This window comes from Allobosea lupini (assembly GCF_900109525.1).
GTDB lineage: Bacteria > Pseudomonadota > Alphaproteobacteria > Rhizobiales > Beijerinckiaceae > Allobosea > Allobosea lupini.
In genome coordinates, this window is record NZ_FOAN01000003.1 from 468879 (window position 1) to 493004 (window position 24126).

General features: G+C 67.4%; 20 protein-coding genes and 1 riboswitch. Of the genes, 14 read left to right on the forward strand and 6 right to left on the reverse strand.

Features of this window, described 5'->3' with window-relative positions:
- Positions 1 to 71 precede the first annotated feature (71 nt).
- Positions 72 to 485, forward strand: coding sequence for a (R)-mandelonitrile lyase (locus BMZ21_RS11605; RefSeq protein WP_091833686.1), 414 nt, complete (start codon positions 72 to 74; stop codon positions 483 to 485).
- A gap of 40 nt (positions 486 to 525) precedes the next feature.
- On the opposite strand, the gene minE is transcribed toward BMZ21_RS11605, so the two are convergent.
- Genes minE through minC form a run of 3 tightly spaced genes read right to left on the reverse strand, consistent with a single transcriptional unit; the run spans position 526 to position 2386 of the window.
- A complete protein-coding gene (minE, locus tag BMZ21_RS11610; RefSeq protein ID WP_091833689.1) occupies positions 526 to 789 on the reverse strand; it encodes a cell division topological specificity factor MinE in 264 nt (87 codons plus the stop codon).
- Positions 786 to 1601: a septum site-determining protein MinD gene (gene minD / locus BMZ21_RS11615; protein WP_091833692.1), complete on the reverse strand. Its 816-nt coding sequence runs from the start codon at positions 1599 to 1601 to the stop codon at positions 786 to 788. The genes minE and minD overlap by 4 nt, the downstream gene beginning before the upstream one ends.
- A 35-nt stretch (positions 1602 to 1636) precedes the next feature.
- Positions 1637 to 2386, reverse strand: a complete 750-nt coding sequence (gene minC / locus BMZ21_RS11620; protein WP_091833695.1) for a septum site-determining protein MinC — start codon at positions 2384 to 2386, stop codon at positions 1637 to 1639.
- 461 nt (positions 2387 to 2847) lie between these two features.
- On the opposite strand from minC, the gene BMZ21_RS11625 reads away from it, so the two are divergent.
- From BMZ21_RS11625 to BMZ21_RS11685, 13 genes are all read left to right on the forward strand, one after another.
- The gene (locus BMZ21_RS11625) at positions 2848 to 3507 is read left to right on the forward strand and encodes a GntR family transcriptional regulator (protein WP_091833698.1); all 660 of its coding nucleotides are present in this window, start codon (positions 2848 to 2850) and stop codon (positions 3505 to 3507) included.
- Between the two features lie 53 nt (positions 3508 to 3560).
- Positions 3561 to 4559 (forward strand): TRAP transporter substrate-binding protein, encoded by a 999-nt coding sequence (locus tag BMZ21_RS11630; RefSeq protein WP_167561610.1) that lies wholly within the window; start codon positions 3561 to 3563, stop codon positions 4557 to 4559.
- Between the two features lie 9 nt (positions 4560 to 4568).
- Positions 4569 to 5081, forward strand: coding sequence for a TRAP transporter small permease (locus BMZ21_RS11635; RefSeq protein WP_091833701.1), 513 nt, complete (start codon positions 4569 to 4571; stop codon positions 5079 to 5081).
- A 5-nt stretch (positions 5082 to 5086) separates the two neighbouring features.
- Positions 5087 to 6361 carry a TRAP transporter large permease gene (locus BMZ21_RS11640; protein WP_244543806.1) on the forward strand — a complete coding sequence of 425 codons (1275 nt, stop codon included), beginning with the start codon at positions 5087 to 5089 and terminating at the stop codon, positions 6359 to 6361.
- 10 nt (positions 6362 to 6371) lie between these two features.
- The gene (locus BMZ21_RS11645; protein WP_091833704.1) at positions 6372 to 7553 is read left to right on the forward strand and encodes an enolase C-terminal domain-like protein; all 1182 of its coding nucleotides are present in this window, start codon (positions 6372 to 6374) and stop codon (positions 7551 to 7553) included.
- A gap of 107 nt (positions 7554 to 7660) precedes the next feature.
- The gene (gene lhpI, locus BMZ21_RS11650; RefSeq protein WP_091833707.1) at positions 7661 to 9367 is read left to right on the forward strand and encodes a cis-3-hydroxy-L-proline dehydratase; all 1707 of its coding nucleotides are present in this window, start codon (positions 7661 to 7663) and stop codon (positions 9365 to 9367) included.
- 40 nt (positions 9368 to 9407) lie between these two features.
- Positions 9408 to 9617, forward strand: a riboswitch (cobalamin riboswitch).
- A gap of 216 nt (positions 9618 to 9833) precedes the next feature.
- Entirely contained in the window at positions 9834 to 10862 is a 1029-nt protein-coding gene (locus BMZ21_RS11655) for an ABC transporter substrate-binding protein (protein WP_244543827.1), read from the forward strand.
- Entirely contained in the window at positions 10859 to 11902 is a 1044-nt protein-coding gene (locus BMZ21_RS11660) for a FecCD family ABC transporter permease (RefSeq protein WP_091833710.1), read from the forward strand. The genes BMZ21_RS11655 and BMZ21_RS11660 overlap by 4 nt, the downstream gene beginning before the upstream one ends.
- On the forward strand, positions 11899 to 12678 hold the full coding sequence (locus BMZ21_RS11665; RefSeq protein WP_091833713.1) for an ABC transporter ATP-binding protein: 780 nt from the start codon (positions 11899 to 11901) through the stop codon (positions 12676 to 12678). Before BMZ21_RS11660 ends, BMZ21_RS11665 begins: the two co-directional genes overlap by 4 nt.
- Entirely contained in the window at positions 12675 to 13331 is a 657-nt protein-coding gene (locus BMZ21_RS11670) for a class I SAM-dependent methyltransferase (RefSeq protein ID WP_091833716.1), read from the forward strand. The genes BMZ21_RS11665 and BMZ21_RS11670 overlap by 4 nt, the downstream gene beginning before the upstream one ends.
- Before the next feature lie 291 nt (positions 13332 to 13622).
- Positions 13623 to 13751: a hemin uptake protein HemP gene (hemP, locus tag BMZ21_RS30815; protein ID WP_336531802.1), complete on the forward strand. Its 129-nt coding sequence runs from the start codon at positions 13623 to 13625 to the stop codon at positions 13749 to 13751.
- Positions 13752 to 13874: 123 nt separating this feature from the next.
- Positions 13875 to 14708: a siderophore-interacting protein gene (locus BMZ21_RS11680; protein WP_091833721.1), complete on the forward strand. Its 834-nt coding sequence runs from the start codon at positions 13875 to 13877 to the stop codon at positions 14706 to 14708.
- A 53-nt stretch (positions 14709 to 14761) separates the two neighbouring features.
- The gene (locus BMZ21_RS11685) at positions 14762 to 17737 is read left to right on the forward strand and encodes a condensation domain-containing protein (RefSeq protein WP_091833724.1); all 2976 of its coding nucleotides are present in this window, start codon (positions 14762 to 14764) and stop codon (positions 17735 to 17737) included.
- A 128-nt stretch (positions 17738 to 17865) separates the two neighbouring features.
- Here the strand turns inward: BMZ21_RS11685 and BMZ21_RS11690 are convergent, their stop codons facing one another.
- The 3 genes from BMZ21_RS11690 to BMZ21_RS11700 form a co-directional block, all read right to left on the reverse strand.
- Positions 17866 to 19233, reverse strand: a complete 1368-nt coding sequence (locus BMZ21_RS11690; protein ID WP_244543808.1) for a condensation domain-containing protein — start codon at positions 19231 to 19233, stop codon at positions 17866 to 17868.
- A 143-nt stretch (positions 19234 to 19376) separates the two neighbouring features.
- Positions 19377 to 22508 carry an amino acid adenylation domain-containing protein gene (locus BMZ21_RS11695; protein WP_091833727.1) on the reverse strand — a complete coding sequence of 1044 codons (3132 nt, stop codon included), beginning with the start codon at positions 22506 to 22508 and terminating at the stop codon, positions 19377 to 19379.
- On the reverse strand, positions 22498 to 24066 hold the full coding sequence (locus BMZ21_RS11700; protein WP_091833730.1) for a condensation domain-containing protein: 1569 nt from the start codon (positions 24064 to 24066) through the stop codon (positions 22498 to 22500). Before BMZ21_RS11700 ends, BMZ21_RS11695 begins: the two co-directional genes overlap by 11 nt.
- Between the last annotated feature and the right edge of the window lie 60 nt (positions 24067 to 24126).

Sequence of the window (24126 nt, forward strand, 5' to 3'; positions counted from 1 at the left end):
AATCCGGGCACGGACGTGACTAGATTACCGGTTCAGCTTTCAGGACGACCGCAGGCCCAAGGAGACAGCCCATGGACATCATCCGCGCCGGAACCCGGCCATCGGCGAAAGGGTCGGGCGACTGGTTCAGCGGCACCGTCCGCATCGATCCGTTGTTCAATCCGCATGCACCCGAGCGCGTGCAGGGCGCCAGCGTCACCTTCGAGCCCGGCGCGCGCACGGCCTGGCACACCCACCCGCTCGGCCAGACACTGGTCGTCACCGCCGGCTTCGGCCGCGTGCAGCGCTGGGGCGGGCCGGTCGAGGAGATCAGGCCGGGCGACGTCGTCTGGTTCCCGCCGGGCGAGAAGCACTGGCACGGCGCCGGGCCGGAGACGGCGATGACGCATATCGCCGTGCAGGAGGCCAAGGAGGGCAAGGTCGTCGACTGGCTGGAGAAGGTCACCGATGCTGAATATGACGGCCGTGGCCCGGCGGTGATGTGAGGCCGGCAAAGGCCTGCGATATCAAAGGAAAAGGCGGCCCTTAGGCCGCCTTCTTGCCCGCGTCGAACGGGATCTCGATGTCGACGGCCAGCGTCGAGACCTGGGCGCCGCGCTCCATGCGGACGCTGACCTTGTCGCTGTCGAGCTGCACATGCTTGGCGATCACCTGCAGGATCTCGTCGCGCAGCTTGGTCACGAGGTCGGCGCCATCTGCCGAGAGGCGCTCATGGGCCAGCAGGACCTGAAGGCGCTCGCGCGCGGCCGGGGCCGACTGGGTGCGGAAGAAGAGACGACGCAGGTTCATGCCGCTTTCCTTCCGAAGATCTTGCCGAAGAAGCCGCGCTTCTCGCCGGGGATGGTGACGGGGAGGCTCTCGCCCTTGAGCCGGCGCACTGCGTCGAAATAGGCCAGCGCCGGGGCGCTGCGCTCGTCCGCCAGGGTGACGGGCGAGCCGATATTGGAGGCGCGCAGCACGTCCATGCTCTCGGGGATGATGCCGAGCAGCGGGATCGACAGGATCTCGAGGACGTCGTCGACCTTCAGCATGTCGCCGCGCTCGGCCCGGGCGGGGTCGTAGCGGGTGAGCAGCAGGTGCTTCTCCATGCGCTCGCCATTCTCTGCCTTCACCGTCTTCGAATCGAGCAGGCCGATGATCCGGTCGGAATCGCGCACCGAAGAGACTTCCGGATTGGTCACCACGATCGCGATGTCGGCGTGGCGCATGGCGAGGGTGGCACCGCGTTCGATCCCGGCCGGGCTGTCGCAGATCACCCAGTCGAAATGCGTCCTGAGTGCGCCGATGACCTTTTCGACGCCTTCGGTGGTGAGATTGTCCTTGTCGCGCGTCTGCGAGGCCGGCAGCAGATAGAGCGTCTCGACCCGTTTGTCGCGGATCAGCGCCTGCGTCAGCTTGGCTTCGCCCTGGATCACGTTGACGAGGTCGTAGACCACCCGCCGTTCGGCACCCATGATCAGGTCGAGATTGCGCAGGCCGACATCGAAATCGACGACCACGACCTTGTCGCCGTTCTGCGCCAAGGCTGCGCCCAGGGCGGCGGAGGACGTCGTCTTGCCGACGCCGCCCTTGCCCGATGTGACCACGATGACCTTGCCCATTGACCTCTCCTAGTTCCGGTGGACGTGCTGTCGTTTCAGGTCAGTGACCCGGCCGTGAAGGTCTCGCCTTCGAGCCAGAACTGCACGGGCTTGCCGCGCAGAGTGGACTCGAGGTCCTCCGCCGTCTTGTAGAAGCCGTCGATGGCGACCATCTCGGCCTCCAGCTTGCGGCAGAAGATGCGCGCGGCGGCGTTGCCGAGCGTGCCGGCCATCGCCCGGCCGCGCAGCGTGCCGTAGATATGGATCGAGCCGCCGGCGATGACCTCGGCGCCGGAGGCGACCGAGCCGATGATGGTGATGTCGCCCTCGGAGAAGAGTGACTGTCCCGAGCGCACCGGCTGGGTCACGACGAGCGAGGCGGGCGCGCCCGTGGTCGGCAGCGGCGCGGCGGGCATCTCCGCCACGCTCTCGACCGCAGCGGGAGCAGGGGGTTCTTTGACCGGCGCGGCAATAGGCTCCTCGATGTCGCCGGTCGCCTTGCCGCCCGACATGGCCGGCGGCAGGTCGGACCCGAGCATCGAAGGACGCGCGCCCTCGATGCCCATGATCCGCACATTGCGGGTGCCGAGCTTGCCGACGAGGTCGCGCAGCTGGGCACGGTCGATCTCCAGCCCTTCGACGTCCAGCACGACCGGCCGCCGCAGGAAGAAGCCGGCGGAGCGGCCGGCGAGATCGTCGAGCCGCACCAGCCAGTCCTCGAAAGGCAGCTCGGGTGTCAGCGTCAACGCGAGATAGGAGCGCCCCTTGAGGCGGATCGGCCGGGGTTGGGTTAACACGGCGGTCATCTTGGTAAATTTTCGGTTCCCCAGATGTAGGAATCGAATGGTTAACGAGAGGTAAATCCTTGGGGCGCCTTCCTGAGGGACCGTCTCGCTAGATTCTGAGAGAAGCCGAAAAATTCATTTATTATCAATGCATTAACATAGTTGTTGCGCGGGAGCGCGAACCTGTTGGCAGCGGAGCGAGCGTTGTGGGGGCTCGTCCTGCCGCGTGAGCACCGGTGCGGCCCTCCACTGCCTGAAAAGGCCGATGGCTGCTGTGAATGCTGCGTTTTGTCATGTGTCTGCGCATCCGTGACGATGGGTAGCCGGCGAGGCTTGAGCTGACCCGAATCGTGCGACCAGGTCAGCTCAGAGGCTCGGGCGAGCGATCGGTCAGGCGCCGTGCTGTCCGTCACCGAACGGATTGACTCCCCTGAGAGTTCATTTCAAAATCATGCACGATCCAAGATGCAGGATGCAGAATTTTGAACGGCGCACGCAAGATCGAGCGGGTCGTGCTCGGCGACCAGGTCTACGAGGCGATCAAGGAGCGCATCCTCGACCAGGCCTATGCGCCGGGCGAAAAGCTCAATGTCGACGGGCTGGCACGCGAGCTTCAGGTCTCCTCGACACCGATCCGCGAGGCGCTGGCCCGGCTCGTGGCGGAGGGGCTGGTCAAGGCCGAGCCCTTCATCGGCTTTGCCACGGCCCCGCTGCCTGACCGCCGCTATTACGAGGACGTCTACAGCTTCCGCGGCGTGATCGAGCCTTGGGCCGCAGCGCAGGCGGCGCGGAGCAGGCCTGGGCCGGACGTCATCGCGGCGCTGCGCGATGAGGTCGCGGCCATGATGGCGGGCGAGCCGTCGCGCGAATATCGCAGCCATCGCGGCTTCACCGAGGCGGACGACCGCTTCCACCGCATCATCCTGCAGGCCGCCGGCAACCAGGTCGCGCTCAAGAGCTATGACGACCTGCGTTTCCACCTGCACATCTCGCGGCTCTACCTGACCCGCGAGCAGGATGTCGGCCTGACCCATCAGGAACACTTCCGCATCGTCGACGCTCTCGAAGCCGGCGATCCCGATGCGGCAGCGCAGGCCATGCGCCTGCATCTCGAAGGATCCTACGAGCGATTGATCAAATAGCCGCAACGCCCCGAGGCCGAAAACGGCCCGGTTCAACACCAGGGAGGACACGCATGATCCTGAGACGCATCGCCGCCGCGGCCTTGATCGCCGGCAGCTTGATCGCAGGCGCGGCGCAGGCGCAGACCCTGCGCTTCGGCCACGCCAACACCACCGCCGAGATCGCCGGCGAACTCTTCCAGGAGTTCGCCGAGCGGGTGAACAAGGGTACCGGCGGCGCCGTCTCCATCCGGGTCTTCCCGGCCGAACAGCTCGGCAAGGAGGTCGATCTCTTCAAGCAGGTCAAGGAGGGCGCGCTCGACCTGTCCGCGCCGTCGATGGCGGCAGCCTCCTCGCTGGTGCCGGCGCTGGAAATCCCCAGCGGGCCCTTCCTCTGGAAGGACTGGAGCGAGGCCGAAGCGATCATCCGCTCCGACGCCTTCGATCCCGTGTTCGACGAGTTGCGCGACAAGCACAACATCGTGCCGGTGACCCGCATCTGGTACTGGGGCTGGCGCAACATGACGACGCTCGACCGCGCCGTGAAGAAGCCTGAAGACCTGCAAGGGCTGAAGATCCGCGTGCCGGAGAGTCCGGTCTGGGTCGAGATGATCAAGGCCTATGGCGCGGCGCCGACGCCGGTGCCCTTCGGCGAGGTCTACACCGCGCTCCAGCAGAAGACCGTCGACGGCCAGGAGAACCCGATCCCGACGATCTTCTCGCGCAAGTTCTACGAAGTGCAGGGCTATGTCGCGATGACCAAGCACATGCTCCAGAACAACATGATCGTCATCAACAAGGACAGCCTCGCCAAGCTCAAGCCCGAGCATCGCGAGGTGCTGTTCGCGGAGGCCGCCCGCGCCTCGGCGATGAACACCTATCTCCAGCAGAAGCGCGAGGCCTCGATGCTGGAGGACATCCGCAAGTCCGGTCGCTCCAAGATCGTCGAGGATGTCGATCGCGATGCCTTCGCCGCCAAGTCCAAGGTCGTCGCCACCGCGATGGAAGGGCGCTGGGGCAAGGCGCATCTCGACCGCGTGCTCGCGGCGATCGAAACGCAGCGCAAGCGCTAATCCGGCCCGATGACCGGCCTCACTTTGATCCGGCGGCTCGACGACTGGTCGAGCCGCGTCGAGGACGCTGCCCTGGTGGTGCTCCACGCCTCCATCGCGACGCTGGTCTGCGCCGCCGTGGTCTTCCGCTATGTGCTGAGCGATCCGCTGACCTGGTCGGAGGAGCTCATCCTGCTGCTCTTCGCCTGGATGGTCTTCCTTGGCATCGCCAGCGCCTTCCATGCCCGCACGCACATCATCATCGACGTCATCGTGATGTTCGCGCCGCGTTGGCTCGCCCGCGCCTTCGGCCTCCTCGCCTTCCTGGCGACGGCGGCGGTGCTGGGCACGCTGACCTTGTTCTCCTGGCGCTATCTCCAGCGCGAGCTGCCGAATCTGACGCCGATGCTCGGCATCTCGGCCGGCTGGATGATCGCGCCGCTCTTCGTGGGCAGTGCGCTCTCGCTGCTGCATCTCTTGCGCAACCTGCTGGATGAGGGGCCCGCCGGGGCGCTCTGGTCCGACATCACGACGCGCGAGTAGCGGCCATGGTGACCTTGCTCTTGGGCGCCTTCGCGCTGCTCATCGTCGTCGGCACGCCGATCTGGATCGCCATGGCCGGCTCGGCCCTGCTGGTGATCTTCATGGAGGGTATCCCGCTCACGGTCGCCGCGCAGCGCATCGTCGCCGGCGTGCAGTCCTTCCCGCTGCTGGCGATTCCCCTGTTCACACTCGCCGGTTCGCTGATGAACGCATCGGGCATCTCCGAGCGCCTCTTCAGCTTCACCAAGGCGCTGGTCGGCCATATCCGCGGCGGCCCGGCGCATACGCTGGTCGTCGGCGAGGTCTTCCTCTCCGGCATCTCAGGTTCCTCGGTCGCCGATACCGCCGCGGCGGCGCGGGTCTTCGTGCCGCAACTGGAAAAGATGGGCTATCCGCGGGCCTTCGGCGCGGCGCTTTCGGCCGTAGCCGGCACGCTCGGGCCGATCATCCCGCCCTCGATCCTGATGGTGGTCTACGCCTGGCAGGCCAATATCTCGCTGGGCAGCCTGTTCGTCGCCGGCATCATCCCCGGCCTCGTCATGGCCGGCTGCATCATGGCGACCATCGCCATACTGGCCTTGAAGCGCGACTTCCGCGCGGCTGGCGCCTTCTCGCTCGGCAATCTCTGGACGGAGTTCAAATACGCTTCGCTGGCGCTGCTGATGCCGGTGCTGATCATCGTCGGCTTCCGCGCCGGGCTCTTCACCGCGACCGAGATCGCCGGCGTCGCCGCCGCCTATTCGCTGGTCGTCGGCATGCTGGTCTACCGCACGATCAAGCTCGCCGATCTGCCGGCGATCCTGGTCGGCACGGCGCGCGAGACGGCGGTCATCCTCGCCATCGTCGCGGCTGCCTCGCCCTTCAGCTGGATCCTCGCCGTCGACCAGGCGCCCCAGCTCGTCACCGACTTCATGAAGTCGATCTCGACCGACCCGCTGGTTGTGCTGCTGATCCTGAACATCGCCTTGCTGATCGCCGGCATGTTCATGGAGACGATCGCCATCATGATCATCCTGGTGCCGATCCTCTTGCCGCTGCTGACCTCGTTGCAGATCGACCTCGTGCATTTCGGCATCGTGCTCCTGGTCAACCTCGTCATCGGCCAGGTGACGCCGCCGGTCGGGGTGCTCTGCTTCGTCGCCATGGCGATCACGAAAGTCAGGCTAGGGCCGCTCTTCCGCGAGCTCTGGCCCTTCCTGATCGCGCTTGTCGCGGCGCTCGCCATCATCACCTACGTGCCCGCGCTCAGCCTCTGGTTGCCGCGTGTCGCCGGCTTCTAAGGGAATTCCGATGACCAGGATCAGCGAAGTCGAGATCGTCGAGTTCTCGTTCAAGAGCAGGAATCTCGGCCGCTCGGCCGAGAACGCGCGCGCCGTCTACAATATCGGCTACAAGCCTAATTCCGAGCTGGAGCTGACCAAGTTCGCCGTGGTCATCCGCAGCGAGGACGGAGCCGAGGGGCAATATGTCATGCATTGGGGCGGCACCCGCGCCACCATGGCGCAGACGCTCTCGCTGGCGCCCAACATCCTCGGCCGCGATCCCGATCACCGCGAGGAGATCTGGAACGACATGAAGCGGGAGCTGCGCCAGCATGACGGCATGGGCATCGGGCCGATCGACATCGCGCTCTGGGACCTCGCCGGCAAGCGCTTCGGTGCCTCGGTCTCGCAGCTCCTCGGCGGCTTCCGCAGCAAGCTCAAGACCTATGCCTCGACCTATCACGGCGACCGCAATGGTGGGCTCGACAGCAAGGAGGCCTTCGTCGACTTCGCCGAGGCCTGCTACGATCTCGGTTACCGCGCCTTCAAGGTCCATGGCTGGCATGATGGCGATGCGCGCGAGGAGGCCGCCAACGTCCTGCATGTCGCCAAGGCGGTCGGCGACCGCATGACCCTGATGCTCGACCCCGCCAACGAGCTCAGGACCTTCGCCGATGCGCTCTATGTCGGGCGCGCCTGCGACGAGGGCAACTACTTCTGGTACGAGGATCCGATGCGCGATTGCGGCGTCTCGGCCTTCGCTCACAAGAAGCTGCGCGAGATGCTGAAGACGCCGATCCTCCAGACCGAGTATCTGCGCGGCTTCGAGCCCAAGGCCGATTTCCTGATCAATGGCGGCACCGACGCGCTGCGCTCCGATCCGGAATACGATCTTGGCATCACCGGGGCGATGAAGATCGCCCATCTCGCCGAGGCCTTCGGCGTCGATGTCGAGATCCATGCCTGTGGCCCGGCCCACCGCCACTGCATGGCCGCGACCCGCAACACCAATTTCTACGAGCTCGCGCTGGTCGGGCCCGATTGCCCGAACGCGGTGCCGCCGGTCTATGCCTGCGGCTACAGCGACCAGCTTGATGGCGTCGACAAGGATGGCTGCTTCCCGGTCCCGACCGGCCCCGGGCTCGGCGTCACCTATGACTGGGACTATATCCGCACCCATCAAACGGCGCGGGAGGTGTTCAAGCTGTAGACCGCGCATCGGCGCGGTCTTTCGCACAAGGGATTCGATGATATCACTGCAGTGGAGCAGGGCTTCGCGCCCCGCTCGTTCCGCATCCAGCTTCGTCGACCCGCGCCATGAACGTCACCCCCGGACAGGACCATGGCACCATCGTCGCCTCGGGCGAGGCAGCCGGGCCGGTCGTCGTCCTCGCCGAGCCCTTGAGCTTCTGGGGCGGCGTCGATCCCGCCACGGGTACGGTGATCGACGTGCATCATCCCGCCCATGGCGTCTCGCTCGCCGGCGCGGTCGTGTTGATGCCGACCAGTCGGGGCTCCTGTTCGGGCTCCGGCGTGTTGCTGGAGCTGGCGCTCTCCGGCAAGAACCCCGCCGCGCTGATCTTCGCTGGCCCCGAGGACACGCTGACGCTCGGCGCGATCGTCGCCTCCGAGATGTTCGGGCGCCGCATCCCGGTCGCGCGCCTGTCCGCGGAGGCCTTCGCCACCCTTTCCTCCGCGCGGCACGCGACGATCACGCCGGATGGCGTATCGGCCGATGGCGGGCAGGTGCATATCCCTCTTGCCGCGGCGGCGGATGCAGGACTGCGGTTGTCCTCTTCCGATCGCAGCATGCTCGACGGCAAGGTAGGGATCGCTGCCCAGCAGGCCATGCGCATCCTCGTCGCCATGGCGAGCCAGCAAGGAGCGACCGAACTCCTCGATGTGACGCGGGCTCATGTCGATGGCTGCATCTATGCCGGCCCGGCCAATCTGGTCTTCGCCGAGAAGATGGAGGAGCTCGGCGCACGCGTCCGCATCCCGACGACGATGAACGCGATCTCCGTCGACCATGCGAACTGGCGCCGCCAGGGCGTTGCGCCCGAATTCGGCGAACCGGCGGCGCGCCTCGCCGAGATTTATGTCCGCATGGGCTGCCAGGCGAGCTTCACCTGCGCCCCCTATACGCTGCGGGAGCCGCCACGCTTCGGCGAGCCGATCGGCTGGTCGGAATCGAACGCGGTGATCTTTGCCAATTCCGTGCTCGGCGCCCGGACCGCCAAGCATCCGGACTTCCTGGACTTCTGCATCGCCGTAACCGGCCGCGCGCCGCTCGCTGGCGCCTTTCTCGACGAGGGGCGCCGGGCGCGCCGTACCGTCCGGGTCGAGTTGCCGGAGGGGGCGGACAGCGCGGCCTGGCCCTTGATCGGCTACCTTGCCGGCCTGGCTTCGCCTGATCGGATCCCGTTGATCAAGGGCCTGGCGAAGACGCAACCGACGCAGGACGATCTCAAGGCACTCTGCGCCGCCTTCGGCACGACCTCGGCGGCTGCGATGCTCCATATCGAAGGCATCACGCCGGAAGCAAACAGCCTCGGCGGCGTCCCCGAGGACGAAGTCGTCATCACCCGCGAGGACCTCGCCGCGGGCTGGCGCAAGCTGAGCGAGGGGCCGTCCAGCGTCGATCTCGTTGCCATCGGCAGCCCACACGCCTCGCTTGACGAGTGCCGCGAGTTCGCTGCGCGGCTCGACGGCCGTTCCGTCGCGGCGACGCTCTCTGTCATCATCACGGCCGGGCGGGAGGTCGTCGCCGCGGCTGAAGTCGATGGCACACTGGCCAGGCTTGCGCGGAGCGGCGTCGCGATCATCCCCGATCTCTGCTGGTGCTCGATCACCCGCCCGGTCTTCCCGGAGCAGGCGAAGGTGGTCCTGACCAACTCCGGCAAATACGCCCATTACGGGCCGGGGCTCTCCGGCTGCGCCGTCAGGCTGGGCACGCTCGACGACTGCATCGAGGCTGCGCTGACGGGTATCGCTCCCGCGCGACTCCCCGCCTGGCTCTCCTAGCTGCTCCGGCGAACAGGCTTGACGGTGCGGCGCGGCCTTATAGGGTGGCCGCGATCGAGGTTCTCCGGATCGCATCCGGAGCTAAGAGGGAATTCGGTGAGGCGTATTCCGCCAAAGCCGAGGCTGCCCCCGCAACTGTAAGCGGCGAGCTCTCCGTCCATCGTCCACTGGCGCCGACAGCGCTGGGAAGGCCGGGCGGGATCGGCATCGACCCGCGAGCCAGGAGACCTGCCCCGGTCGTCGAAGACGTCTTTCGGACGGGGTGTTCCGGAGCTGTGTGTCGATGGTGGCGCTGCCCTCCATCCATCCACGCCCCTGCGCAGTTCCCCGCCTGCCATCTCGGGGAGCGATGAGACCCATGGTCATGAACACCGTCCGCGCCGTTGCGCAGAGCTTGACGGCTGCGCGCCGACCCTTCTATCAGAAATGCAACATTGTTACATTTGAGGCTTCCGCTGTGCCGGCCATTCGCCATGTCACCCGTTTGCTGCAAGGTGCCGCCGCGGCGCTCCTCGGCACTCTGTTCGCAGGGTCGGCCTTCGCTGCGCCGACGCAATATCCGCTGACCCTCGAGAATTGTCGGGAGAGTGTGACCTTCGCCGCGCCGCCCAAGCGCGTCGTGGCGATCGGCCAGACGCAGACCGAGATCCTCTACGCACTCGGCCTCGGCGACCGCGTCGTCGGCACCGCCGTCTGGTTCTCGCCGGTCGCCAAGCCCTATGAGGCGGTGAATGCCAAGGTGAAGCGCCTCGCCGACAATGATCCCAGCTTCGAGGCGGTGCTGGCCCAGGAGCCCGATCTCGTCACCGCGATGTTCGAATGGCATGTCGGACCCAACGGCATCGTCGGCAAGCGCGCCCAGTTCGCCGGGGTCAAGGTGCCGACTTACGTCTCGCCGGCCGATTGCGTCGGCAAGGACAATTCCGGCGCCGGCGACGGCGTACGCACCCAGATGTTCACGATGGAGCTGGTCTATCGCAACATCCGCGAGTTCGGGCAGATCTTCGATGTCTCCGACCGGGCTGAAGCCCTCGTCGCTGAACTGAAGGCACGCGAGGACAAGGCGGTCGCGGCCGTCGCCAGCCTCAAGGCCAGGGACGTGCCGGTCGTGGTCTGGTTCTCCAGCCGGGACATCAAGGGCGACGGCTTCATGGCCGGCAAGAACGGCGTGCCGGCCTACATCCTATCGAAGCTCGGCGCCCGCAACATCATCGCCACCAATGAGGAGTGGCCGCTGGTCGGCTGGGAGAGCATCGCCGGCGCCAACCCCGCGGTGATCGTCACGGTGAAGATGGATCGCCGCCGCTTCCCGGCCGACGACATCGAGAAGAAGCTCGATTTTCTCAAGACCGATCCGGTCGCCAGCAAGCTCGATGCGGTGAGGAACCAGCGCATCGTGATCCTGGATGTCGGCGCGACCCGGGCCGGGCTCGATACGGTCGACGGCATCGAGGCGCTCGCCAAGGCGATCTCCGGCTTCGGCCTCTCCCCTTGAGCCACGCTGCCCATGGCCCGAACTGGCCCGCGCGGATCGCCATCGCGGTTGCCTCGCTCGCTGCGCTGACTATCTCGGTGGCGCTGGCGGTGACGATCGGCGAAATGCGCATCCCGTTCGACACGGCGCTGCGGGCGCTCGGCAACGGGCTGTTCAGCCTCGACTTTCCCGTCAGCGCGATCCAGCAGGGCGTGATCTTCGACTACCGCCTGAGCCGGGCGCTGATGGCGGGCCTGTGTGGCGGGGCGCTGGCACTCTCCGGCGCGATCCTGCAGGCGCTCCTGCGCAATCCGCTGGCGGAGCCTTACGTGCTCGGCATCTCCGCCGGCGCCTCGACCGGCGCCGTCGCGGTGCTGATCCTCGGCGTCGGCATCGGCGGCACGGCGCTGAGCGTCTCGGCCGGCGCCTTCATCGGCTCCTGCGCTGCACTCACCGTGGTCGCGCTGCTGGCGACAGGGGCGGGCGGGGCGAGCGATCGCGTCATTCTTGCCGGCGTCGCGACCTCGCAGCTCTTCAACGCAGCGACCGCGACGATCGTCACGACCATGGCCAGCGCCGAGCAGGCGCGCGGTGTGATGTTCTGGCTGCTCGGGAATTTCGGCGGCGTGCGCTGGCCTGACCTCTGGATCGCCGCGCCGGTCGCCTTTATCGGCTTCGCCATCTGCATGCTGCACGCCAAGGTGCTCGATGCCTTCGCCTTCGGTGTCGATGCCGCCGCCTCGCTCGGCGTCGCCGTGACGAGGGTGAAGGTCGTGCTCCTCGCCACGACGGCAGTGATGACCGCGGTGATGGTCTCGATCGTCGGCACGGTCGGCTTCGTCGGTTTGATCATTCCTCATGCCGCCCGTTTCCTCGTCGGCTCCGGCCATGCCCGTCTGCTGCCGGCCTGCCTCGTCGTCGGCGCGATCTTCATGATCCTCGCGGACATCCTCTCGCGCGTGCTGATCCCGCAGCAGATCCTGCCGATCGGGGTGGTGACAGCGCTGTTCGGCGCGCCGGTCTTCGCGCTGATCCTCTACCGTGCGAGGCGGCCGGCATGACGCTCGCGACCCGTGAGGCGCGCTGGGGCGCCGCCGGCCGGATGATCGTCGACGGCGTGACGCTGCAGGCGGCGCCCGGCCGCGTGCTCGGGCTGATCGGCCCGAACGGCTCGGGCAAGTCGAGCCTGCTCAGGCTGCTCTGCCGGCTGCGCAATGTCGCGAGCGGCGTCGTCACGCTCGACGAGCGCGATATCGCCGCCGTGCCCCGGCGCGAGCTCGCCCGCCGCCTCGCCTTTGTCGAGCAGCAGGCGACGACCGAGATCCAGCTCTCCGTCTGCGACGTTGTCCGGCTCGGCCGCACGCCGCATCGCGCCGCGCTGGCATCCTGGAACGACGCCGACGAGGCGGCGGTTAACGAGGCGCTGGCGCGGGTCGGGCTGACCGAGCGGCACGACCAGTTCTGGCACACCCTGTCGGGCGGCGAGCGCCAGCGGGTCCATATCGCCCGCGCGCTGGCGCAGGAACCGAGCGAGCTCATCCTCGACGAGCCGACCAACCATCTCGACATCCAGCACCAGCTTTCGATCCTGAGCCTGGTCCGCCGCCTCGGCATCACCTGCATCATGGCGCTGCACGACCTCAACCTCGCGGCGATGTTCTGCGACGAGATCGCATTGCTGCATGAGGGGCGGCTGCAGGCGGCGGGGGCGCCGGACAAGGTTCTGACCGCCGAGGCGATCCAGCGCATCTTCGGCGTCGCCGTTTCGATCCGCGAGGGAGCGTCGGGGCGCCGGCACATCGAATATCTGATCGAACCGGAACGGAGGCAGTCATGAAAGCGGCCGAGGCGCAGGCAGAGGTTTCCGACTACTGGACCCGGCGCGCTCCGGCCTTCGACGGCGTCGCCTCGCATATCGCGCAGGCTGCGCTATGGCGTGACGTGCTCGCGGCCGCCTTCGAAGCGCACGGCGTAAAGGATGTCGTCGATCTCGGCACCGGGACCGGTGCCTGTGCGCTGATCGCCGCATCGCTCGGACACCGCGTGCGGGCCTGCGACGGCTCGGAGGGCATGCTTGCCGTGGCCCGGCAAGCCGCCGCGGCAGCTGGGCTCGACGTCGCTTTCGAACCTGCCCTGATCGAGGAGGCCTCGTTCGAGCCGGGCTCGGCCGACATCGTGACGCTGCGCAATGTGCTCTGGACGCTGCCAGATCCGATGGCGGCCCTGCGCAAGGCTCACCTCCTCCTGCGCCGGGGCGGGGTGGTCTTCGTCTCGGACGGGCTCTGGTCGATCGCGCCGCAATATCGCTCGACCTATCCCGAAACGCTCGCCGCGAGCCTGCCGCGCCATGACGGGCTGACCGAGGATGAAGCGCGCACGATGCTGAGCGAAGCCGGTTTCGGCGCGGCCCGAAGCTGGCAGCATCTGTTCCCGGCCTCGCCCTATCCCGGCGACGTGCCGATGTTCGTGCTGACGGCGAGGAAGGGCTGACGCTCGCCGTCGGCAGCCTTGAGCACCAGGCTATCGTCCGGCCTTGGCGGCCATAGGCATGCGGTCCCGCGCCATCTCCCACCTTCGGCCTACTCGCCTCATCCCGAGTTTTGAATGATTATACATGTAAACTATTGTAATTGCTTGTATTTTTGATCTCGGCTAGGCTGGTCGCGTAGTCGCCGCAGCTTATCGTTCCGAGCCATTTTCATGAACAGCCAGCCACTCTTTTCAGCCCTGACCGGTCCCGGATGCCTCGATCGGGTCCGTAGCCTGCCTCATCCGGCGGCGATGCGACCGGCGAGGACGATGGCCAGCGCGGCGGTCTTCAAGGGCGAGACGGAGATCGGCATCGAGCATCGCGGCGAGCTCTATCGTCTCAGGATCACGCGGCAGGGAAAGCTGATCCTGACCAAATGACGGCTGTCCTCGGGGCACCGCCGCAGATCGCATTGTCGCAGATCACCTGGCCGCCTCGCGCGGCCGCAAAGGCTCGATGAGGCCCTGTCGCGAACGGGCCGGCAACCGCAAGGAATCCAGACCATGACCCATGCCGCTGAAACGGGCGTGCCGGACGGGCGCTTGCCGAAGCGCCAGCGTCACAAGGTGGCTCTGCGCCGCCTCGACGTCCTGCGCGTGGCCGATCTCAGCCCGTCGATGCGCCGGGTGACGCTCGGCGGCCCTGAGCTCGATGGCTTTGTCAGCCTCGGTTTCGACGATCATGTGAAGATGTTCTTCGCAGCGCCCGGCGAAACGCAACCGGTCCTGCCAATCGTCGGTCCGGACGGGCTCGCCTTCCCCGAGAGCGGCCCGCGGCCGCTGGCGCGCGACTTCACGCCGCGGCGCCATGATCCGCAGGCGGGCGAGCTCGATATCGACTTCGCCCTGCTGCATGACGGGCCGGCCAGCAATTGGGCGGTGCAGGTCAAGCCCGGTGATGCCGCCTGGATCGCCGGCCCGCGAGGTTCCTTCGTCGTACCCTTCGATTTCGACTGGCATCTGCTGGTCGCCGACGAGACCGGGCTGCCTGCTCTGGCGCGGCGCCTGGAGGAGCTGCCGCCGGGCAGCCGAGCGCTCGCTTTGGTCGAGGTCGGTGGAGCGGAGGACGAACTGCCCCTGCATCGCTTCGACCGCATCGAGGTGATCTGGGTTCATCGTGCCGCCGGGGCGCAACCGGGTGCGGCGCTGCTCGCTGCCTTGCCAGCCCTGGCTTTCCCCGATGGCGACTACTTCGCCTGGCTCGCCTGTGAATCCAGCGCCGCCAAGCAGTTGCGCAGCGTCCTCGTCGACGAGCGGGGCGCCAATCGCAAATGGGTCCGCGCCCATGGCTACTGGCGCCGTGGCGCCGTCGCCGTCCACGACGATTTCGACGAGTGAGGCGGCCGTCCCGCCATCCATCGACATCTGCCGAAGCCCAGAGGAGACCAGCAATGGCTGCCGACTTCGACCATGTGCTGACGCGCGAGGAGCAGCGGCGGCTCGACGCTGCCTTCCAGACGCTCTCGGGGCGAGCGACGCGAAGCGAGGCTGCAGCACCGGGCCCGACCGAATACGAGGAACATGTCTGGCTGGCGCAGCAGCAGGTGCCCGACGCCGTGCTCAAGCATGTCGTGGCGTGCCGGCTGACTGGCGAGCCCGATCTGGCGCGCCTCGTCGGTGCGATCCGCGATGTCGTGCGCGCCTGGCCTGGCCTGAACGCCCGTTTCCGCTTCGGCGAGGATGGCGAACTGCACAAGCGTTTCGCCGGAGAAGAAGGCCGCACCGTCAGCCTGATCCGGGCCGATACGTTGGAGCAGGCGACCGCAGCGATCCTCGATCGGCAGGCGGCAAGCTGGGACAGCGATCGCCAGCCGCCTTTCGAGGCGCTTGTGATCAGCTGCCCGCAGGAGACCGTTCTTGCGCTGGTCCTGCACCGCGTCCTCGATGCGATGCACCCAGCTGCCGAGCTTCTGCAGGCGCTTGGCAAGGCCTATGCGGGCGAGCCGATCCTGCCCGCCTCCATGATGGCGCGGAACCCCGGCACGCCGCTGTTCGCGGCCGGTGAAGCCTCGTCGATGCTGCCTGGCTGGATGCGCCAGCCCGGGATCGCAGCCTCGGAGATCGTCGATTTCGCTACGATCCGTGTTGCGCGCCCCGAACGGGCTCTGGCCGGCCGATACGGCGCCATGATCGGGCCGGAAGCCCTCAACGGCCTCCCACCGGATGCGTCGGATCAGGCGGTTCTCGCCCATCTCGCCGCGCTCTTCGCCCGCTACCTCTCCGCTCTGTCCGGCAAACGCGAGATCGACCTGATGATCCCGGCCGGGTGGCGCGCGCAGGTCGGCGACCCCCCATCATCCGTCACCGGCGGAGACGCTGTCGTCCTGACGGTGGACGGACAGGCGCCGGCGGAGATCATCGTTCGTGCGATTCAGGACCGGCTCGGCCGGACGGCGAACGCTGCGATGTCGCAGACGCGCCGCACGGCTACTGCCGAGCGGCCGATACTGTTCGTCAGCTGGCTCGGCGATCCCACAGGCTGCCTAGGGATTCCGGGCGTATCGATCGAACGGTTGCCGCTGCCGACTCTGGAGACGCGCCCCGATCTCGCCTTCGCCGTCGGGCGCGGCAGGCTGGGCGGCGTCGCGGTCGAGCTCGTCACGGGGCAGGGGCTGTCGCCGCGGATCGGCCCCGTTCTGCTGGAGCGCTTCCTGGCCTGGCTGACGGAAGGGGAGGCTGCCTTGCCTGGTGTCGCGTCTGCCCCCGTCGAACTGACCGGGGCCGCGTCTCCAGCATCGGCCGCCGAGCCTGCGACCGAAGCAGTGACCGCCCTCATCCTCGCCGAGTTCCGCGCCGCCCTCAACGCGCCGGAACTGGGACCTGACGATGATTTCTTCGACCATGGCGGCCATTCCCTGATCGCGACGCGCATCATCGGCCGCCTGCTCAGCCAGCACGGCATCGAGCTGCACTTCAACGACCTGTTCAGCTATCCGAGTGCCGCCGCACTCGCCAGGAAGGCGCGCCGTACTGGCGAGGCGAGCCTGGAACCGTCGCGAACCGCGCCGATCGATGAGGCGCCGAGCGCGCCGCTCTCGCTGGCGCAGGCCTCGCTGTGGAAGGCCTATGCCGCCTTCGGCTTCAACGAGATCTTCAACCTGCCCTTCGCGCTCGATTTCCTCGATCCGGTCGATGAAGCGCTCTATGAGCGCGCCTTCACCGATGTGCTGGAGCGCCATCCCGGCCTGCGCAGCCTGTTCCGGCAGGAAGGTGAGGACATGGTCCAGCAGGTCGTGCCGACGGCCGAACTGTCGCAGTACAAGTGGTTCTGGACGAGCGCCGAGAGCGCAGGCGTCACTCGCCGCGACGAGGCACTGCACCATTTCGACCTGGCGAAGGAGCTGCCCTTCCGCCTGCGCTTCCTGATCGATCCTGCGACGGGCCGGCAGGTGCTGTCCTTCCTGTTCCATCATGTCGTGCTCGACGAATGGTCGGTCAACCTGATGATGGACGAGATCGCCTATTGCTACCGCGTGCGTGCGGCCGGCGGCATGCCGGTCTGGTCGGACGCGCCGGCGCCCTTCCACGAATTCGCCCGCCTCCAGGCCGCCGCCGGCGTCGACCAGGCGCACCTCGGCTACTGGACCGACATGTTGCGCGGGGCGCCGCAGCCGCAGCCGATCCTCCGGCGTCAGGACCGGGCCGAGCCTGCCTGTGAGGAGGCGTCCGCCGCCGGCGGCTGGGTCGAGTTCAAGCTCGACCGGGAGGCGACGGAGCGGCTCTATGCCCTCGCCAGGCAGAGCAGCGCTTCGCTGTTCAACGTGGTCTATGCCGGCATCGCCGCCTCGCTGCGCCAGCTCGGCTCGCTCCCGGAACTGGTGGTCGGCACCTCGGCCTCGGGCCGTAGCGACGCCGCCTTCTTCGACACGGTCGGCTATTTCACCACCGTCATCGCCCATCGCATCCGCTTCGACGAGGCGATGAGCCTCGGCGGCCTGGTCGGCCAGATCAGGAACCTGGTCAACGAGTCGCTGCCGTGGAGCGAGATTCCGATCGATCTGGTCGAGGAGGCGCTCGGCATGACGCCAGGCCGCGATCATCTGTTCGAGGTCTTCATCCAGATCCACGCCAAGAACAAGCTGAACGGCGAGCTGGCGTTGCCGGACGGGCGCGGCATCGCCTTCCGGCAGGTCGATCCCGAGCGGCACGAGTCCATGCTCGGCCTGCATTTCGAGGTGATGGAGGAAGCCGATCTTTCCGGCGAGCGCTCGATCCGCGTGCTGATGAGCTATCGCTCCGAGCACTACGGGCCGCAGGAGGTCGAGAAGATCAGGGCGACGACCAGCGCTGTCTTAGCGCTGATGGGCCGGGCCGGCGGGGCGCAGGTGACGCTGGCCGAGCTGGGCGCGCATTTGCCGGAGGGGTGAACGTCCGCCAGCGCCGCCATTGTCGTCATGGTCGGGCTTGTCCCGACCATCCACGTCCTCCTTCGCGCAGGGCCGTGTTCAAGACGTGGATGCTCGCCACGAGGGCGAGCATGACGACGTCATCATGGTCACACCAAGCCGAGCGCATCCTTTTGCAGCTCCGCCAGAAGCTCTTCAACCGGACGAGCCAGCGCCTCCGGAGCTAGAGCTCGCGCCAGGAAGGCCGGCAACGCCTCGCCGTGACGCGCGAACGACTCCCTGGCGAACATCGCCGGGTCGGCCGACATCGCGAATGACAGCTCGCTGCCGTCGTCCTCGCCGCGGAAGGTGAGGTCGATGCCTTCGCCCTGCCCGCTGCCCGTGATCTCCCGCGTCACCTTGCAGCCATCGAAGCTCGGGGCGCTGAACGGCAGGACATTGATCAATGGCGAGAAGAAATAGCGGCTGCCCGCGGGCATGCCGTTGTCCATCGCGATCTGCTCGATCCGATAGCGGCCATGACGGCGCTGCATCCTCAGCGTCGCGGCGTTCTCGCGCAGGACGTCTTCGAAGCTGTCCTGTGATCCGAAGGACAGATGGAACGGCAGGATGTTGACGACCATGGCGGGCGTGTGGGCGGCGAGACTGCCCCAGCGGCTCATGAAGGGCAGCCAGAAGGCTAGTACGTCCCGTCCGTCGATCCGCTGTCGCGGGAGGTGGAGCGCAAGATAGAGCCCGGAAAGGAGCACCAACAGGTCGGGCCAGCCGATGCCGGTCTCCTGCGAGATCCGGCGCAAGCCGGCGCTCACATCCGCCGGCAGTACGCCATAGACTTCGTGCGGCGCTTCGCCAGCCTGCTTGTCGCCACGATGCAGGATCGGCAGCGGCGCGTGCGCGGCGAACTCGTCCCGCCAATAGGCGCGGTCGCTCGCATGGCGGCGGCTGGCGCGATAGGCCTCCTCTTCTGCGATGAAGCTGGCGAAGGGGTGGAAGGCCGGGCCGGCGTCACTCCGTGTGAGGCGCTGCGAATAGAGCTGGCCGCAGCGCTGCTCGATCAGCGTGAAGCCATAGCCATCGAGGACGATATGGTGGGCGCGGATGTACCAGAGATAGCGTTGTTTGCCGAGGTGCAGCAGCCAGGTTGCCGCGAGGCCGGCGCCGCGCAGGTCGAGCGGCGCCGCGACGTCCGCCTCCATCCGCGCTCTTGCCTCCTGCAGAGGATCGGCGATGCCCGTCAGATCGATCTGCTGCAGAATGGGCCGCAGTTGCGGATCACAGCTCTGAAGCGGTGCCTCGCGACCCGCCTCGACATGGAAGCGCACGCAGAGCGCGTCAGATTCGGCGATGGTCTGGGTGATGGCCGCGACAAGTGCCTGCCCGTCCGTGACGCCGTCGATGTCGAGGCAATGCGCGACGGTTGCGATCGGCTCGTCAGGGTGGAAGGTGAATTCCTCCCAGAAATCGAGCTGCGGCAGAGTGAGCGGCATCAGAGCGCGGCGCGAATCGGCCTGCGACATGGGAATCTCCTGTTCAGACTAGCATCGGGCCGAAAAGTGGAATCCATTTTTCGGAAGAATCCGATGCGATAACAATGTGATAGATCATCGTGACCGCATCCGCTTGGATGCGCGATGATCTATGCTGGTGGCAGCTCGTTGCCTCACCGCTCCTGGTCGTGGAGCAGCAGCGCGACCAGCCCTGCATTGCGGCAGCGCAGCAGCTGATGCGGCGTCAGATCGGTGCCGAGCTCGTCGCGGATTCGGCTCGCCACGGATTTGAGGTGGGAGGGCCGCAGGCCGAGGCGGATGAAATCGGTGCTGTCGTCGATCTCCGCTGAGGCGGCCTGGCCGAGCACAGCGAGGTAGAGGTCGAGAATCCTGCGGCTGCGCGAGTTGGCTAGTGGTGCAGCCGCCACCGGTTCGCGGCGCTCGGCGGCGGCAGCCAGCAGCTCGCGGGCCTTGCGCCGATCAGGCTTGCCGTTGGCCGAGAGCGGCAGGGCCTCGACTTCGACGAAGCGGGTCGGGACATGCGAATCTGGCAGAACCCGCCGGGCTTGGGCGCGCAAGTCGGTGGGGCTCGGCTTGCCCGCCTGCGCCGGCACGTAGACGACGCCGATCTCGGCCTCGCCGCGCTGCTCGGCGCCGCAATCGACCACCAGCAACTGTCGGATATCGGGATGGGCGCCGAGCTCCGCCTCGATATCGGGCAAGGAGACGCGCACGCCGCGGACCTTGACATAGCCGTCGACCCGGCTGGCGAAGAGGATGTTGCCGTCATGGCGATAGCGGCCGCGATCGCCGGTGCGGAAGGCGCGCACCGGCTTGCCGGCTTCGTCGGCGACAGTGATGAAATCGCTCTGCCCGAGGACACCATCCTGGAGATAACCCAGCGCGACATTGACGCCGGTGGTGTGGATGCGCCCGACGACGCCGGGCGGGCAATGCTCGCCACGCTCGTTCAGGATGAAATAGCGATTGCCCGGCAGTGGCCTGCCATAGGGGACCTGCCCGGTGTCCTCGGGGCCGATCTCGTGCCAGACGCTCCAGATCGTCGTCTCGGTCGGCCCGCCGAGCGAGACCAGCCGCAGCGCCGGATCGAGCTGGCGCAGTTCGGCGATCACGGCCGGCTTGATGTAGTCGCCGCCCTGGGCGATCAGGCGGAGCGAGCGCAACTCGTCGCCGCGCCGGCAGGAGAGCAGCATCTCGAGGATCGCCGGCACCGAGCACCAGAGCGTGACCTTGTGCTCGGCGACGAGCCGGTTCCAGGCGATCGCATCCTTCTCTTCGCCCGGCGCCGGCTGCACCAGGGTCGCGCCCGCCGTCAGGCAGCCGAAAACGTCGAAGACCGACATGTCGTGATGCAGCGGCGTCACCGAAACGAAGACGTCGCTTGCCGTCGCCTGCCAGCTCTCCAGCGTGCGACCGATCACGTTCGAGGTCGCCCGGTTCGAGAGCACGACGCATTTCGGCCGGCCGGTAGTGCCGGAGGTGTAGAGGTAATAGGCGGGGGCGTCGCTGGCCGAGAGCGCGGCGAGCGCCGGCGGCAACGCCAGTGGATCGGCCGGCGCCTTGCCTGCCAGCAGGGCCTCGGGCGTCGCCGCTTCATGCCCGGAAATCGAAGCTGGCGACACAACCAGTGCCGGGCGGCAATCGGCGAGGAGATAGTTCAGCCGTTCCGGGGGCGAGGCCGCATCGATCGGTACCCATATTGCGCCGGAGAGCGCGCAGGCGAGCGTGATCGCGGTGTGCTCGGGCCCGCGCGGCAGGCAGATCGCGACGACATCGCCCTTGCCGACGCCGCGCTGCGGCAGCGCTGCCAGCACTTTGCCGACATCAGCGCCGAGCTCGCGATAGGAGATCCGGCGGGCGCCGGAGATCAGGGCGATCTTGTCCTTCTCTCCGGCGAAGAGATTGTCGGCGATGCGTTGCAGGAAGCGGCTGCAGGCGAACTCGTCCTCCGAGCCGTTGAGTCGGTAATGGCCGAGGTCGAGCATCTCGCCCCGAACGATCTCAAAGGCGCCCCGTTCGCAGATCGTGGCGACTTGCCGGTCGAGCGCGGCGAGGATGTCGCGCACGCTCCGCGCGTCGATCGCCTCGCGGGCGTAGTCGATCTCGACGACGAGATTGCCCTCCTCGTCGTCCCGGAAGCGCATATCGACTGCGACCTGCGGCGTCTGGGTCAGGCCGTCATGGCGGCGGATGCCAGCCTCCGTCGCCAGCTTCGGCCAGCCGAGGCCATTGGTGACGACGACAGGCAGGGCCGGCCGGCCCGGATGGGCATTCATCAGGAGCCGGCTGATCTGGACGCCGGATTGCGAGAGGTGCTCCAGCCCCTCCAAGACATCGCCCTGCAAGGATTGCGCGCGCTCGTGGAAGCTGCCCTGCCGCGCATCCCAGTTGACGGCGATGAAGCTCGACCGGTTTGCGAGCTCCGCCGAGGCGGCGGGGGCGACGGGAATCCCGACGCAGAGCGCGCCGTCGTTCAGCCAATGCGACAGGGTCTCGAGGATGACCGCCGTCACCGCCGTGTTCTTGAACAGCCGCTCCCTGGCGGCGAGACGGCAGAGCGTGGTGAAACGCTCGCGGGGAATCGCCAGGCTCGCGCGCTCGTAGCGCGAGGCGGGAAGCGCCTCCAGCGGCTTCGTCCAGGGCAGTTGCGGCGGGCCTTCCACCGGCTGGAGCTTCCGGGCCCAGTAGGCGGCATCCTCGCGCCGCTTCGCCTCGTCGGCCGGCGGCGGCAGGGCCGCAGCCTCGAGGCTCGGTGCCTCGCCGCCCAGCAGTTCGACCAGCAGCGAGGCGATGGCGCGTCCGTCGAGGATGAGCGCATCGAAGCGGGCGAACAGCACGCAGGTTGTCTGATCGGAATCATCCGCTTCCGGTTCCGGCAAGCGGAACGCCGTCACATTCCAGGGCGAGCGCGCGAGATCGAACAGGCGATGGGCATAGTCCTCACGCTGCCCGTCGATCCAGGCCAGCGCCTCTGCCTGCGGCAGGCCGCGCAGGTCGATCTCGTCATAGTTGACGGCCGGATCGGGCGAGACCCATGAAACCCGGCGCTGCGCGTCGATATGCGTGCGCAGGGCAGGGTGCCGCGCGACCATGGCAAGGAGGCGTCGTGGCAGCGCCTCGATGTCGATCGCGCCGCGATACTCGCGGAATTCCTGCATGGCGATGCCGCCCAAGGGCAGATGCCGCTCGCGGCCGAGCAGATAGGCCTGCTGCAGGTCGGTCAGCTTTGTCTCATCCCGGCCGAAGGCTCCGCCCTGCGCGGCATCGGAAAAATCATCCCGCATCGATCGTCTCCAGGAAGATGCGCGCGATCTCGTCGGAGGCGCCGCCGGAGCGGGCGCGGACGAGGCGGGCGAGGCTGCGAGGCGTCACCACCTCGTCGAAATCCGAACGCGATGGCGCGCCGATGGAGCAATAGCGGACGAGGAAGCGGGTGATTTCGGTCTGGGCGGCCGCGTTGATTACGCTGCCCTCATGCACGACTTGACCCGGTGACAGGCGCCCGAGCAGGCGGACCAGCATGTCTTCGGTCGGGTCGGCGAGCTGGCGGCGTGGCCGTGCGTTCGGCGCGGCGTCGAGCGCTTCCGGCCGCGCCGCGACCTCGCGCAGCAGTGCGACATAGGCTTCGAAGGTCTCGCGCACCCAGGCCTCCGGCAGAGCGTCGAGACGGATGTCACAGTTGATCAGGATGCCCCCGTCGCAGGCAGCGACCTGGGCATCGACAGCCACTTGCGGCCCCTGCGAGATCACCCAGTTCATCGGGCCGAAGACGCGCCTGACGGCTTCGCTGAAGAGCTCGCCGCCGGAGAGCCCGAGGCCGGCTGTAAAGACGACCGGCGCGGTCTGCACCGAGCCGGATAGTCGCGACAGGTCGCGCATCACGCTGACGCCCGGATAGGCGTCATGCGCAATGAGTTCGATCATCTGGCGGCCAATGGCGCGGCACAGCTCGGCCAATGTCGCTGCGGCCGCGAGATCGACGCCGAGGATCAGCACGTTCGAGAATTCGCCGACGATTCGCTCGACTTCGGAAACGAGCGGCGCGCGCCAGAAGCTCGGCACATTCAGGCGGAAGTGGGCCTGCCCCGTCGCCCGGCCCAGCGCAGCTGCGAAGAGACCGAGCACCAGCACGGACGGCGTCACCCGCAGATCACGAGCACGTCTTTCCAGCGCGTGGCGCTCGTCGGGCGAAAGCCGGGCAGCCAGGCGCTCGCTGGCCGGTTCTGCCGAAGCATGAGCGGCTGCGGGCAGATCGGGTGCCGGGGGAAAGTCAGCGAGACGGGCGCGCCACCAGACCCGGTCGCGCTCGCGCCGTTTCGCGCCTTCTGATCCGGCACCTGCCTGGTCCAGCCAGTCGAAGAAGCCGTGAGAGGCGGGGGCTTGCGGCCAGCCGGGATGCTCGTAGAGCCGGGCGAGGTCCTCGATGACGATGCGAAAGCTGTTCGGATCGACCGCGATCATGTCGGTGTCGACATGCAGCCGGCAGGCGCCGTCAGGCAGCAGGCTGAGGCCGAACGCCGCCGCCTCGCCACGGCCGAGATCGAGCCGGCGATGGCTCCAGCTCCGGCGCTTGGCGAGCAGGCGCGCTTCCACCGCCTCCGCCGGAAGCTGCCGCATGTCCTCGATATCGAGCGGGAGTGGACCGGCTGTCGGATCGAGATGCTGGCAGCCTTCAGCATCGACTCGCAACCGCAGCATCGGATGCAGCCGGCATAGCCCGCTGACGGCATCGCGAAGCCGCTCGGGTTCGAGGTCAGCACCGTCGAACTCGCCATAAAGATGTGCCGCCACCCCGCCGAGAGCGTCGGAAGACTGGCGGCCAACCCAATAGGCCGCCTGCATGGGCGTCAATTGTCTTGTGTTCATAGCATTTGTTTTGAAGTTCTATAATCGATTACGAGA